A 14,217-nucleotide genomic window follows, 5' to 3' on the forward strand; every position below is an offset into this window, starting at 1 on the left:
ACTACAACTGTGACTTTCTTCAACTCCGCTTGATTGTAAAAAACCTACACCTGTGGGGGATGAGTGCCTCCCCCAGACCCCCTGCACAAGGGTTGATTTGTTGTGTGTGATGAATTTTCTTAAATCAGTGCCATTCTACTTAAGTAAGGGCATGGCATGGCAATGCCCCTACGAGAGAATCAACAATTTACACCTAGTCTGCGTCAATCTTGAAATAATTGGTAGAACAATCCTGAGTAGATGCATAAACTCATTGCAACGGCAAGCCGAATCACAGAGACAAAGTGGCTACTGCTGTTACTGCTAGCCGCCGTTATTCTCTGGAGTGTGGGGTTAGGGCAATTGCCGTTGCGTGACTGGGATGAGGGGTATTACGCGATCCTTTCCAGGGACATGTATCGCACAGGTAACTGGCTTTATCTTACTTATTTGGGAAGACCTTTTCTAGAAAAACCACCATTGATGCAGTGGCTGGTTGCCTTCAGTTACCAAATCGGGGGCGTGAACGAATGGACAACTCGTTTACCTGTCGCCTTACTGAGCGCTTGTGGCGTACCTTTGCTTTATCTAGTCGGGCGAGAAGTTTTTTCCCAACGTTTACCTGCTCTATTTGCCGCGTTGGTTTATCTAACGCTATTGCCAGTCGTGCGTCACGGGCGTCTGGCGATGATGGATGGGATATCGATTACGTTTTTCTTGGTGGTGTTGTTGTGTCTCTTGAAGGCACGTCACAATCGACTGTGGGCGTTTGGGGCTGGCATTTTCCTGGGGCTGATTGCCCTGACGAAGGGTGTGCTGGTGCTGTTGCTGGGAGCGATCGCGGCGGTGTTTTTGCTCTGCAATCGGCAATTGGCGTTACTAAAAAGTCTGGCGTTTTGGGGAGGAATGCTACTAGGAGCGGGGATGGCGATCGCTTGGTATGCCGCCCAGTGGCATCATTACGGCGCAAACTTCTTGCAGGTGCATTTTCAGGTACATGGCTTTGAGCGGATTTCACAATCAGTACACGGTAATACAGGCCCTCCCTGGTACTATCTTTTGGAATTGCTGAAGTATAGTTTGCCCTGGCTGTTGTTTTTGCCGGGAGGGTTATATCTGGCGTGGCAAAAACGTCACACGGCTTGGGGGGCGTTGATACTGGTTGGCGCGATCGGTTACTTGGGTGCAGTCTCTCTGATGGGAACCAAGCTTCCCTGGTACATCATGCCCCTATATCCTTTTTTTGCCTTAGCGGTGGGGGCGAATCTTGCCCAAATTTGGCAGCATCGCCTGCGTTATCCCTTGTTTTTTGCGACGGTGTTAGGGCTTTTGGCGATCGCCTCTTTAGGTGGTGCAGTCTACTTTATCCTGGCAGAGCCGGAGATTGTTTTAATTGTCATGAGTATAGTTCTGGCACTCACCTTTGGTTTTGCCGCGTGGCAAATTAAACAGCGCGATCGCCAATTTATTCCCATTCTCTTTGTCGGGTTATACTGCGCCTTTGGATTACTGATGGTGTCAAACTCCTGGATTTGGGAGTTAAACGAAGCCTTCCCCGTCAAGCCTGTAGCTGCGTTAATCCAAACTCACACCGCACCGGGAGATGTCGTCTATACATCCTTTGGCTATGGGCGTCCAAGTTTAGATTTTTATAGCGATCGCCGAGTCATTCCTGCTGATACAGCACAAATGCAACAACTCTGGGCTAGCCAACCTTACCTACTTTTAGATCAATCCACATTGACGGCTTTGCAGTTACCCAATCCTGTCTCTCTGGGTACAGCAGGAGATTTTACACTGGTTACCCCTCAATCCAAAGCAAATTTGTCACCGTTATATCCCCCCTAGGGATTTTTTTCTTGCCCCGGAGATCCCCCCAGCCAGGGTTAAAAAGTAGGGAGAATTCAGTTAAAGCCCCGTCTTGATGCTTCCTGACGCGGAGGAACTGGAGTCAAAGTCCCCCTTTTTAAGGGGGATTTAGGGGGATCTAAACCTAACTACTTTCAAGAGAACTTCCAAACTTCTACTCGCGGCTGAAACGATCGGATTTATTCAATTGAAAATACAATAAAAACGTAATCAAGGCACAAATTCCACTAATAACTTGCCCCGCTCGTTCTACTCCCCCTGCTGCTAATTTTACGTTAACCTCCTGTTCGCCTTTAGGCACTGTAATATTTAACAATCCTGTAATTTCCGAAGGATTTGTTGGCAGAGTAACAGATTGCCCCTTTAGTTTAGCCGTCCATCCTGGATAGTAAAATTGACGCAAAGTTAAGACAGCATCAGTGTTAGTACTTGTTTGCACAATAATGGATCTAGGCGACCACTGCTTAACAGCTACGCTACCTTCTCCAGTGCTGATTTGTGCTGGCGGTAAATTTCTTCCTAATTGCCGAATTATGCTGGCATTATCGAACAGTCCGGCTGTCACCCATTTTGGCTTATATTCTGAGGCATCTCGACTCATCATTATCAATGTTTCAGAGTCGAATACTAGTGGTTTTGTGTAGGTATAAGTGACAACAAAACCGCTAGCTAGCAAGATTATTAACAGTGCAAATCCTACGGCTGACGACCTTTGAGAAAGTAGCTTTAAAGGATGTTTGACTGAATCAATTCCTAAAGCCAAGAGTGCTGTTATTGCTAGAGTCGTCGCTACGTTAAACCGCCAAGGAAACTGAATTTTTTGGATAATTAAGAGTTGCTGCCAGATCAGGTGGCTCAAAGGAGTGGTCATCAGAAAAGATACTCCTGCCACGGTTAGCCAAAATACAACCTCTCGTTTTACAGATAATTTAGGATTATTTTGAGAAGTGAGCAAAGCACAGACAGCTAAACCAATTTGCAATATTAAGGTAAAGGATAAGTAATTCCGTAAAGATACTGCACCAGTTTTATTGATTGTGAATAAGAAACTATTGGCAAAATAGAAGTAAGGTCTGCTAGCAATATCTTTGATGGCAACATAGTCTTGCATCAGTAGGGCGGGCAATAGATAAATGGCTGCCAAACCAATCCCTAACACCATTGCCAATCCCCCATAAATTACAGCGTCTTTAAGTCGCCGTCGCTTGGTGATTACTAAGATATAACAAGGAAAAATTGGAGAAAAAATCAGAGTTGTGGGCAGGTGGGTCATAATTAGCAAGGCGTAGCTAATCGCCAATCCGGGAATGGCTAATTTTTGACCTTTGCTGATTTTTTGACTGAAGTACAAAATCAAGGGCATCCAGACAAAAGCCCAGTATTCTGTGAAGGCAAAGCGGATGTACAAATCTATAACTAAATGGTATGGCAATGCCATATAAACCAAAGCAGCGAGCAATGCAGCTCTGTTGGTGGTGGTAATTGTTCCTAGCCAGAAATACGCGGCAATTCCAGAGGCGATGAGGGAGAGGGAGGCAGAGAAACAGAGGGGAAACCACACTTCTGGGGTGTTAAAAGCTAGGGGATGAAAAAAACTGGTGATGTAGTAAGGAATGGGGGCATAAAAGAAAAATGTGGGGCTTCCTAAGCCGGAATTCATGTCTTGCAGCCAGCGGGGGTAGAAGTCTCCTTGCCAAAATTGTTCGGCAAAATATTGTGCCCAGTTTAAGTGAAAGAGAATGTCATGGGCATCGAAGACATTATAAAAAAAGGTAGGGAGAGTTAAAATTAGACCGACAACAGCGATCGCTAAAATATGCAGCTGATTGATACCGCTTTCGGTTCGGATGAGTCTACTTATTTTCACGAGATATTACCCTGATTAACAGTGCAGAGAGTGTCAAGACTTTGCAGGCAATGTTTCTACAGGTTCTGAATCCTGAGAATTGAAGTAAAATACCCCAGGGCTGCGTACCCCTATAGGGGATGCTTTTTCTAATCCTGGGGAGTTTCGCCTACTATAAACTCGGTGGACAGTTTATGCACAAATTGTGTGCTCTGGGCTACCAGAAAGCTGTATCTATAGCAGCAATTAGTAATAGCAACGGGAATCGCGACTGATGAGTTCGGTTCTACGACCCCGAAAAGTGCAGCAGGAACGATAGGCTCATAATCAGACAAGGCAGATTGGAAAAGGACTGCATTTGCTGTTGAAGGGGTAGATTCAGTTGTGCAAGTAAAGTGGTTATTACCGACTCTGAGTGAAGTGTTAGCCCATCAGGAACAGGCGGCGGCGAACATTGGTGTGTCTTCAGAAAACGCGGTAATTGAAAAAAATGAGGCTGTAAGTTCCCAAAAACGGGAGTTAAAGGCGCGTGTCAAGGCGCAGAGAGAATGGTCGGGCGCGATCGCGGCGTTGGAACAGTTACTATTACAAGAATTAGCTATTGCGCCTCAGGGCAATCACGGATTAATTTTATCAGGGCCGGTGCCTGTATTTAGCCATCAGGCGGTGCTTTCTGGCTTCCAGACGGGAATTTTTACTAAGGAAACGTTTGAGACGCTGGCTTTGATGCCGTTTCAGCTTTCCCCTGCACCTGCTGGAAAAATGGAGCAAGTGAGGGAAGTTGCGGATGAATTGCCGTTATTGAAGGGAGATCCCCTAGCAGATGAGCAATTTTGTCTAGTTTTCACCCACAGCTTTAGTTTTGTGATGGCGGTGGGAGAAGATAGCCAGGGCGTGAGCGCGTTTCGGTTCTCTTTTGATCCGCAAGTGGTGGAACAGGCTTGGGTAGCTTTGCGCCTGCGGCTGGTGGTGACTCGCCCTCAACAGTTGTGTCAACTAGAAGCGATGGTGGCAAAGTCCGCACCGAGAATGCCGGATTACCGAACTGTGATGGAATTTAGCCGCCAGTTGCTGAAGCATTTGCCGGAACTACCGGAGGCTGAGGAGATTCCGGAGTCTTTTGATGGGGCGGTGGAATTGTCTAGTGGGGAGAATAAGCGATCGCCATCTGCTAATCCTTTCAATCATAGCGATCGCCAGTGGCAACCTTTAGCTAAAACTGATGAGTTGAGACTTAGCAAAGTTTCCGCATCTGGTAACTCTACTAGCTCGGATGTGGAGCTGCTGCAAGCCCTGACGCACGAAGTCCGCACGCCGTTGACGACGATTCAGACGTTGACGAAACTGCTGCTGAAGCGTCGTGATCTTGCTCCAGAGGTGATCCGGCGTCTGGAAATCATTGATCGCGAGTGTACTGAACAAATCAACCGCATGGAGTTGATTTTCCGGGCGGCGGAACTAGAAATGGCGGCGGCGAAGCCAGCTTCGATGAGCCTGACTTCTATGTCACTTTCCCAAATCCTCCACCACAGCATCCCCCACTGGCAAAAGCAAGCAGAACGCCGCAACCTGACGATTGATTTTGCTTTACCCCAAAAGATGCCGACGGTGGTGAGTAATCCTAGGATGTTGGAGCAGGTGCTGACGGGTTTGATGGAAAACTTTACCCGCAGTCTACCCGCCGGAAGTCATATCAAGATCGAAGTCTCTCCCGCCGGAGAACAGTTAAAGCTGCAACTCCAGTCTCAGCCTTGTGCTGAAAAGGCGGGTCATACTTCCTACACGGAAGGCGATCGCTCTCCTCTAAAATCTATTGGTCAGTTGTTGATGTTCCAGCCGGAAACTGGCTGTCTGAGCCTCAATCTGAATGTGACTAAAAATCTCTTTCAAGCATTGGGTGGCAAGTTAATCGTCAGACAGCGTCCGCAGCAAGGGGAGGTGATGACGATCTTCTTACCGTTGGAGGTGAGTCAGGATGATGTTTACGGTCAACAAGAAATATTTTTGCAGGAATGCTAATTCTTGATTTGGCTCTCTTGACGCTGGCAGATTTGTGGGGCTTTTAGTTGGGGCTAATTTTTACAGTGGCGGGTTGAGAGATCGCTGTTTCTATCCCTAATAGGGATTAGTGAAAGTTGAAACTTGGGAATTAGAACTCTGTTTCTACTTTCTCTTACACACGGTTTCAATCCCTAATAGGGATTAGTGAAAGTTGAAACTAGTAGCGCTCGGTTTGTCTCTGCCAACTCATCGTTTCAATCCCTAATAGGGATTAGTGAAAGTTGAAACTTTAAGATGTTTAAATTAGTTCGAGGTTGAAATGAGTTTCAATCCCTAATAGGGATTAGTGAAAGTTGAAACTAGGGTGGACTATCTACTTCGGTTCGCCTTCCTCAGTTTCAATCCCTAATAGGGATTAGTGAAAGTTGAAACTTGAGAGCGATTATTAAATCCGGTTGGTCAGCTAAGTTTCAATCCCTAATAGGGATTAGTGAAAGTTGAAACCGGTACAAGTACAAAGAGGCTGGAGGAGCAGATTTCGTTTCAATCCCTAATAGGGATTAGTGAAAGTTGAAACCGCACCACATCTGAGAAGATATCTAAGGGGTTCTTGTTTCAATCCCTAATAGGGATTAGTGAAAGTTGAAACCCTTGGGAATGGTGATCATGGTGTCATCCTGGGTGTTTCAATCCCTAATAGGGATTAGTGAAAGTTGAAACCCAACCCCTAGAGCCTATATGAATGATATCTGGAAGTTTCAATCCCTAATAGGGATTAGTGAAAGTTGAAACTTTGCTTAGTTTTTTTAGTACTAGGATATCGCTCTGTTTCAATCCCTAATAGGGATTAGTGAAAGTTGAAACGGAAAATCCATACGGCTAAGTCAATAGGCAAAGAGTTTCAATCCCTAATAGGGATTAGTGAAAGTTGAAACTCATCGCCGCCGCCCGTGACAGTTTCGATCCACGAGGCAGGTTTCAATCCCTAATAGGGATTAGTGAAAGTTGAAACTTGAAACTGGCACAGCCACCAAGGCTGAGGTGAAGTTGTTTCAATCCCTAATAGGGATTAGTGAAAGTTGAAACGGTAAATTCCGTTTTGTACTGAAATCTAGGGTACTGTTTCAATCCCTAATAGGGATTAGTGAAAGTTGAAACCCCAGACCCTTGGAAGATTCGACATCCTCCTTGACGGGTTTCAATCCCTAATAGGGATTAGTGAAAGTTGAAACGAGGGGCACAGTACCCGCTACGCTGGAACGCCGTAAGGTTTCAATCCCTAATAGGGATTAGTGAAAGTTGAAACAGAGACAAACACGCGCTTCTGACTAATGTGCAAGTTTCAATCCCTAATAGGGATTAGTGAAAGTTGAAACTCTTCCACAACGCGCCGCGCCGACTGCATCTAAAAGTTTCAATCCCTAATAGGGATTAGTGAAAGTTGAAACTCAAAAGGCGTCGGCGGCTCAAGCTGGAATTAGCGGGCTGTTTCAATCCCTAATAGGGATTAGTGAAAGTTGAAACTCGTTCTTCTAAGCGATCGCCTACGATGCCTTTTGTTTCAATCCCTAATAGGGATTAGTGAAAGTTGAAACTTTCAGGCTCAAACCAATACACTTAGATTAATTAAGTTTCAATCCCTAATAGGGATTAGTGAAAGTTGAAACAAGCCGCCATCTTGGAGGTGAGGTAATGGGAATTAGTTTCAATCCCTAATAGGGATTAGTGAAAGTTGAAACCCAATAGAGACGATAGAAGTAGGAGATCTACTTTTGTTTCAATCCCTAATAGGGATTAGTGAAAGTTGAAACTTGATACAAGGAGCATTCACCGAGCCGAAACAGATTGCAGTTTCAATCCCTAATAGGGATTAGTGAAAGTTGAAACGCTTCGGCGGCAAGTTTGCTAAACGCCGCTTAGTGTTTCAATCCCTATTAGGGATTAGTGAAAGTTGAAACAAATAATGCTCGGCAGCTGGGGCAACCAGGTAGCGATGTTTCAATCCCTAATAGGGATTAGTGAAAGTTGAAACCCACTCCAGGCTTACAAACAGAGGGCGTTCCGGGAGTCTTTTGTTTCAATCCCTAATAGGGATTAGTGAAAGTTGAAACGGCGATCAATGGGGGGTAGGTCTTCTTCCTGGCAGTTTCAATCCCTAATAGGGATTAGTGAAAGTTGAAACGGGAAAGCCAATCAGTTCACCTGCGGGCTGATCGGGTTTCAATCCCTAATAGGGATTAGTGAAAGTTGAAACATAGTTCCTTTGGGTGATCGCGTTCGATTTAAGGGATCGCGTTTCAATCCCTAATAGGGATTAGTGAAAGTTGAAACAAGCTAAGTATCAGATTTGGAAGAGCAAGCAATAAGGTTTCAATCCCTAATAGGGATTAGTGAAAGTTGAAACGTTATCTTGAGCAGGTTTATGAATCTGCCCGTGGCTTTCGTTTCAATCCCTAATAGGGATTAGTGAAAGTTGAAACTCTTTTTGAGGATTCTAATGTCTTCTTAGAATCGGTTTCAATCCCTAATAGGGATTAGTGAAAGTTGAAACGTTATCGGGCAACTCGTTCCCGGATTGAATCTATTGGGCGTGTTTCAATCCCTAATAGGGATTAGTGAAAGTTGAAACTTGAGCAGGGAAAGATTCCCTCTCCAAAAAGCCTGTTTCAATCCCTAATAGGGATTAGTGAAAGTTGAAACTTCCCTGCGGAGGGCTGGCGCGCCTTTGGTTGCCGTTTCAATCCCTAATAGGGATTAGTGAAAGTTGAAACATGACCGCACAACAACTCTTAGACGCTTACAACAAAGGAGGTTTCAATCCCTAATAGGGATTAGTGAAAGTTGAAACATACTTCTAGTACTTCCTCTGTTGAGGCTGTCATGTTTCAATCCCTAATAGGGATTAGTGAAAGTTGAAACTGCGGCAGCCTGAAAAGCTTACTGTATTCAATTTTCGAGGTGCGGTTGCGCGGAATAAAGGAATTATAGCATTAGAAATAAAGAACAGAGCAAAAATTGCAAATCGCTTTTGGCAAAAGTGCTTGCAGAATAATCTTTTCAGCCTTTGCGCGGATCGACTGCCCCGCTTCGTGCTGCCAAATCCTTGTAACAAAAGGGATGAAGCCATTTTAAAACGCGATCGCTCCCCAACACCTACCCATCCGCGCCCAGAGAAGACACAGCAACAGGCAACAGCACCTTAAAATTAGACCCCTCACCCAGACGACTCGTAACAGAAATCGAGCCGCCACAACGCAGCAGCAATTGCTGCACAATCGTCAAACCCAACCCCGCCCCAGCCTCTTCCCCAGTTACAGAACGTCCGCGATAAAAGCTGCTAAAAATTTTCGGCAAATCATTAGGCGCAATCCCAATCCCCGTATCAGTAAAAGCTAGCTGCACATAATCCCCCTGAACACTCGCTTTTACCCGCACCTGACCGCCAGGGGGAGTAAACTTCAGAGTATTGTTGAGCAGATTAATCACAATTTGCCGCAACCAAGTCTCCCGACAAGACACCATTGGCAACCCCGCCGGAATCGTGTAACCGAACTGGATGCCTTGTTCTTCCGCCAAGGGTTGATAAGTACTGACAATGCCAGGAACAATATCTGCTAGCTGCACAGGGGAAGACGCGGCTTCCTGGGATAATCGTTCTAAATAGACCAATTCCAAAAACCCGGCAATCAAAGAATTTTGGCGATCGCATTCGCTATGCAGCAACTGCATATAACGCTGACGCTGGGCGGGTTTCAAATTTGGCGAATCCAGCAGCCGCAGCGCCGTCTTCATGTGGGTTAGCGGCGTCCGCAATTCCTGAGCAACACTCTTCAAAAACTCATCCTTCAGCAAAGACTCATTCCCCTTCTCTGTGGCTGATGCCCTAAGCAGCATTCCCTCCTCAGAGGGGGAAGGGTCGCTACCCGATAGAGATCTGCCCTTGGGCCTACCGCCTGCGGCTCCATTCCCGATCTCCTCGCGGTGCTGCAACTGCTTCACTAGAAGCTGCGTCAGTAAAGTCGGGTCAGGAGACGGGGGCCAAGAAAATTGTAAGTCCCCATCTGCCAGCAACTCATCTGGGGTCGTATCCGTCACCACAATCGTCTCTTTTATCCCCTCCAACACCCGTTGAATGACAGGGCGGTTAAAGGCAAACACAGTCGGCTGAAGACTGGCTTCCTGGTGCGAACTCGTCTCAGCAGCAGGGAGTTTAGGAAGCTGCCGTTGAGTCAAAACCACACTGCACAACTGGTCTGACAACATCAAGATAAAATTTTCCCGCCGCAGTTGACTACCTGCTGCCAACTGCACCAGCGCCACCTCGCAGTTGTCACCATCAGCCCCCCCCTGACTCGTTGCAGCCAGTACCGCCTCTGGGTCATCCCCAAAGCAGTAACACAGGTAAATGGTTTGAGGAATACCAACTTGCTGTCGGTATCGATGGATTTCTTCCCACCAGGCATCCCCCGGCGGCAACTTCACCCACAGCTTCGCCGGGACTTGTTGCTCGATCAAGACATCAACCAATGAGCCTACTAAAGACTTAAGAGTAGCAGGACTGGCAGCAAGCGCCTGCGGCGGTGCGGGGGCGTCTAACGCCAATTGATAAAGAGATAGATCCGGAGTTGGTGGCGGATTCATGGCGATTAGCGAGTAGCAAGCACGCTATTAATAGGTTTTTCCTGTATTCTTTATGCCCACGCTCGGATCTAGATAGTTAGAGAAACGGGGCAACTAGTCCTGAGCCTCACTAAATTGTAAAGGGGAAACCCACTTTTTCTGCCCTAAGCCCATTAGACCTCTTGCAAAAATGTACCAGACCCCTCCCCAACCCTCCCCTTAGTAAGGGGAGGGGGCAAGATTTCAAGTCTCCCCCCTTACTAAGGGGGGATTAAGGGGGGTCTATTCGACTTATGCAAGAGGTCTATTTTTGCAGGGCTTGCCGCAATGGGCCATCAGGTAAAAATTCGGGGTTCAAAGGCTCGCCTTGTTTAACTCGTTCTAAGGCTTCAAAGAAGGCTCTCACACCCGCCGAGGGGCTATCAGGATGATCCATGATGCCCGTACCCGCATTTAGGATGACATCTTGCCCGTAGTCTGCGAGGGCTTGGGGAACCACGCCGGGGTGAATACCAGCCGAAGGAACGGGGAAAACGTTGCGCGATCGCAAACTATCCCGAATCCGCATCTCTTCAGTAGCATCAAAGGGCAAGCTGCCGTAATGAGCCGGATACAACACCGCATCTGCCCCGGCATGGGCCATCAAGCTTCCCAATACCACGGAGTACGCCAGCCCATGTTCCGGAGCCGCACACATCGCTCCAGCTAAAGCAGGATGGGCAAAAATCGGCACGTCAATTTCTGAGTCTGCCGCCAAGGCTTCCAGCACAGAGAAGCCGTAGGTCAGGACATTCAGCAGCAGCGCATTTGCCCCTTCCCGTACCAAAAGACGGGCTTTTTCAACTAATTGAGTTGCCGAACCTGTGACATTGACGGCATAAAGTACCGTGCGCCCAGTTTGTTGCTTTACCTCCTCCATTACCCGCCGACAAGCTTCTAGGCGTTTTAAGGTGGGGGCAACTTCTAAGTCACCCAGAATCTCATCGTCTTTAATGATGTCCAACCCTGCATGAGCCACCTGCTCAAAAATGTCAGCATGATCGGCAGCAGACAGTCCCAAAGCGGGTTTGAAAATTGCCATAATCAGGGGGCGATCGCTTACTCCCAGGCGTTGCCGAATCCCCGTCATTCCCACTTTTGCACGGGTGCCGTAGTTTTCCGGAAGGCGTAGGGCGATTACCTTTGCTGCCCCTGCCATTGAGTATTTACCGAAAATCATCGTCAGCAGACTAGGAATGTCATTTTCTACGTTGATTTCCGGGAAGCGCACCGTGGCGATGCTAGAGCCGTTTGATGTCGTGACTACCCCGACAACTTCAGCTAAATGCGATCGCAACACCTCCTCACGATCCGCAAAACGCGCATCCCAAGTCCCTGCTGTTTGCCCAATCGCAATTACTTTCGCTTGTTTTTCCCCATCAACACCCGGCGGGAAACGGTAGTCAACTTCAATCATCACGCTCAAGAATTAAAATCACTGAATAAAATTTAAGGCACTTTTAAAAACTGTTTTCACTAGACCTCTTGCAAAAATGTACCAGACCCCTCCCCAACCCTCCCCTTAGTAAGGGGAGGGGGCAAGATTTCAAGTCTCCCCCCTTACTAAGGGGGGATTAAGGGGGGTCTATTCGACTTATGCAAGAGGTCTACTGCTATCATTCAGAGGCGATCGCCTCTGAATTTCGACTTCATAAATCATTGAAGACCACTATACTATTCCACCAACTGCCCTGAGCTTGTAATTAAGCCTTCTGCAATTAATAACTCATTTAATTGCTCGATTAATGTATCGACGTGGTGGAGAATATCTTGATACCCCAAGGACATAGAATTAATTAATCCATGAATGTGTTGTTCCATGTCTTTAGGCAATTTCGGACAAAGCTGCTTGGTTTTTTTGAGTAAGCGTTTTTCTCCCGGATGAGGCACAGCATTGACAGCAAAAATGATATCAAAATAACTGGCTAATAATGCAGCCGTGCGATGATTGATACTCACTAAATCTTCTCGTCTGAGCGCCGATTCAATTTGATGAGTATAGGAAAAAATGTTGCCACGCAAAATAGGATAATTTTTGGCAATGATGGCTTTTTTTAATGGTTCTGGATAGGGATGATTGACCTTTCTTTGTAACTTTTGAAACCAGCCATCAGCATCATACAATGTTACGGAGGTGAGGACGTTCCACCAAAAGCAAGTGGAGTAGCCGACTGACGCTTGGTAGTCTACTAGTACCCGTTCTAGTTGTACTTCAATCCATTGGGGAGAGCGGTACATAATATCAACGCCGCACCCAGTATTAGTGTCAATCCACTCATCACTAGGTTCCCAGAATTGATTGTTGATTTCTACCTGTTGGGCAAAGTGTTTAGCGATCGCCCGACGTTCTTCTAGCAGTACCGCTTCGGTAGCATAAACATAAATATCGTAATCCGAGATATCATCGGCAGCTTGAGTAGTCTGGGAACCTGCTAACACCACGGCAACTACTTGGGGTAGAGCACTGTAGTGGGCGGCGATGGCTTGAGCCACGGGGGGAATCTCTGGAAGAGAACCGAAAGAAAAAGTCATGCGATCGCTTACTTGTTTACTCCGTACCTAAATAACCGCTGGGGAACGAAAGCGTTTTTCTGTCGCTGTGTATTCCGGTACCCAACCTTCCATAGTCGTAAAGTAGCGCACGGTTTTGATGCGTTTGGAGGCTGTCAGGTAAAACCAGTGTTCGGTGTTGGGGGGAACGTTGATGTATTCTTCCGGTTGAACGGTTAATTCCATCTGCTTGCCATCGGGACGCACAAAACCAAAAGTGCCCTCACCCGCAATGATATAGCGGACTTCGGCATCTGTGTGGTAGTGACAGGGGTCAAACTTTGACAGCAACGCATCCAAGTTAGGAAGTTCTGGATGCAGGACGATTAAGTCACGAGACTGATAACCTGCCGTTTGCTTCAACTCCTGGAAATACTCATCTAGGGCTTGCAATACCTGCTCTTTTTCATCGTCGCTCAAGCTATCTTTTGTCAGCAAGTGGCGGACTTCCGGGTTGTCGCCCACGGGCCAGTGCTTGAGGTGAATATTTAGCGGCGCAAGTTCCCGTGCAATCTCTTTTAATTCGGTGTAAGTAGTACCGTCTTCCAGTTGCAAAATTGCCATGATACCCTCTTTGCTCTCGAATTTAAACATTCGCCAGCCCTAAGTCCGGCGTTTCTCCAATGTCTGCAACCTACTAAGCGTCTATTATCTGCCCAGACAATTTGGTCAAACAGCTATTCTAGCGAATGAACTTGCCTAGGGTGGTGGTTTTATTTTGAAGACACAGAAGCGATCGCTCAACTAAATCTGATATTCTCCACCGTTGGTTGTGGAAGATTCTACAAAAGCGAGCCTATAGAAATTGGCGATCGCCTACAACTATATTTCCGTAATATAGTAATCATCTTGCTGAATCTCGCCCGATTGGTCTTGATTGATACAACCTGGTTTCTTGGCATACTGACAAACCCGCGCCCATAGTCTGGCTTTTGTACCTGGAGATCCGGAAGAAAATATCACCGTATCTTCTCCAACTATCTTGACTCCGCAGGCAGGACAAACTCTTGTTCCGGTTTCAGGCATGATTATTTAACAACTTCGCTTGTGGTGGTCAACGTCAGTTAAACGGTTTACCTCCTCTCGCCCCCGTGCCAACTCTGTCTTATACCAATTCTCTCAATGCTTGCTACAGATACTTTTCTGGCTCCCCTCTTTTAACTCTGTTGGGGGGAATCTAGGTGTAGCCTCTTAAAAAGGAAATGGTATCTAAGCGATCAGACGCAACCAATTGAGGCGAGTTTTACGGAATGTATCCGTGGTAACTGTTTGTTGATATTGTCTCTGATCGAGTACCTGAAGTTGAACTGAAA

8 protein-coding genes and 1 CRISPR repeat array are annotated in these 14,217 nt (G+C 46.7%); of the genes, 2 read left to right on the plus strand and 6 right to left on the minus strand.

Annotated elements, in window-relative coordinates:
• Positions 1–240: 240 nt before the first annotated feature.
• Positions 241–1,827, plus strand: a complete 1,587-nt coding sequence (locus AC5JR3_RS04155; protein ID WP_495843327.1) for an ArnT family glycosyltransferase — start codon at positions 241–243, stop codon at positions 1,825–1,827.
• Positions 1,828–2,002: 175 nt separating this feature from the next.
• Here AC5JR3_RS04155 and AC5JR3_RS04160 read toward each other — a convergent pair whose 3' ends face one another.
• Positions 2,003–3,715 carry a putative glycosyltransferase family protein gene (locus AC5JR3_RS04160; protein ID WP_495843329.1) on the minus strand — a complete coding sequence of 571 codons (1,713 nt, stop codon included), beginning with the start codon at positions 3,713–3,715 and terminating at the stop codon, positions 2,003–2,005.
• A 363-nt stretch (positions 3,716–4,078) separates the two neighbouring features.
• Between AC5JR3_RS04160 and AC5JR3_RS04165 the strand changes: the two genes are divergently transcribed.
• Positions 4,079–5,713 (plus strand): sensor histidine kinase, encoded by a 1,635-nt coding sequence (locus AC5JR3_RS04165; protein ID WP_495843331.1) that lies wholly within the window; start codon positions 4,079–4,081, stop codon positions 5,711–5,713.
• Positions 5,714–5,799: 86 nt separating this feature from the next.
• A CRISPR array of direct repeats spans positions 5,800–8,614; the repeat unit is 37 nt; unit sequence GTTTCAATCCCTAATAGGGATTAGTGAAAGTTGAAAC.
• A gap of 234 nt (positions 8,615–8,848) precedes the next feature.
• On the opposite strand, the gene AC5JR3_RS04170 is transcribed toward AC5JR3_RS04165, so the two are convergent.
• The 5 genes from AC5JR3_RS04170 to nblD all read right to left on the minus strand — a co-directional run bounded on the left by AC5JR3_RS04170 (position 8,849) and on the right by nblD (position 13,930).
• Positions 8,849–10,336 (minus strand): DICT sensory domain-containing protein, encoded by a 1,488-nt coding sequence (locus AC5JR3_RS04170; RefSeq protein WP_495843332.1) that lies wholly within the window; start codon positions 10,334–10,336, stop codon positions 8,849–8,851.
• A gap of 283 nt (positions 10,337–10,619) precedes the next feature.
• On the minus strand, positions 10,620–11,774 hold the full coding sequence (locus AC5JR3_RS04175; RefSeq protein ID WP_495843334.1) for a RuBisCO large subunit C-terminal-like domain-containing protein: 1,155 nt from the start codon (positions 11,772–11,774) through the stop codon (positions 10,620–10,622).
• Between the two features lie 254 nt (positions 11,775–12,028).
• Positions 12,029–12,886 (minus strand): DUF4037 domain-containing protein, encoded by an 858-nt coding sequence (locus AC5JR3_RS04180; protein WP_495843336.1) that lies wholly within the window; start codon positions 12,884–12,886, stop codon positions 12,029–12,031.
• A 27-nt stretch (positions 12,887–12,913) separates the two neighbouring features.
• Positions 12,914–13,468: a 1,2-dihydroxy-3-keto-5-methylthiopentene dioxygenase gene (locus tag AC5JR3_RS04185; protein ID WP_495843338.1), complete on the minus strand. Its 555-nt coding sequence runs from the start codon at positions 13,466–13,468 to the stop codon at positions 12,914–12,916.
• A gap of 258 nt (positions 13,469–13,726) precedes the next feature.
• Entirely contained in the window at positions 13,727–13,930 is a 204-nt protein-coding gene (gene nblD / locus AC5JR3_RS04190) for an NblD family protein (RefSeq protein ID WP_495843339.1), read from the minus strand.
• Between the last annotated feature and the right edge of the window lie 287 nt (positions 13,931–14,217).

The organism is Kastovskya adunca, assembly GCF_059505785.1.

Excerpts from the sequence above, each read along its gene's own strand:
- AC5JR3_RS04155 (WP_495843327.1), top strand. The coding sequence starts at position 241 with ATGCATAAACTCATTGCAACGGCAAGCCGAATCACAGAGACAAAGTGG.
- AC5JR3_RS04170 (WP_495843332.1), bottom strand. The coding sequence starts at position 10,336 with ATGAATCCGCCACCAACTCCGGATCTATCTCTTTATCAATTGGCGTTA.
- AC5JR3_RS04180 (WP_495843336.1), bottom strand. The coding sequence starts at position 12,886 with ATGACTTTTTCTTTCGGTTCTCTTCCAGAGATTCCCCCCGTGGCTCAA.
- AC5JR3_RS04185 (WP_495843338.1), bottom strand. The coding sequence starts at position 13,468 with ATGGCAATTTTGCAACTGGAAGACGGTACTACTTACACCGAATTAAAA.
- nblD (WP_495843339.1), bottom strand. The coding sequence starts at position 13,930 with ATGCCTGAAACCGGAACAAGAGTTTGTCCTGCCTGCGGAGTCAAGATA.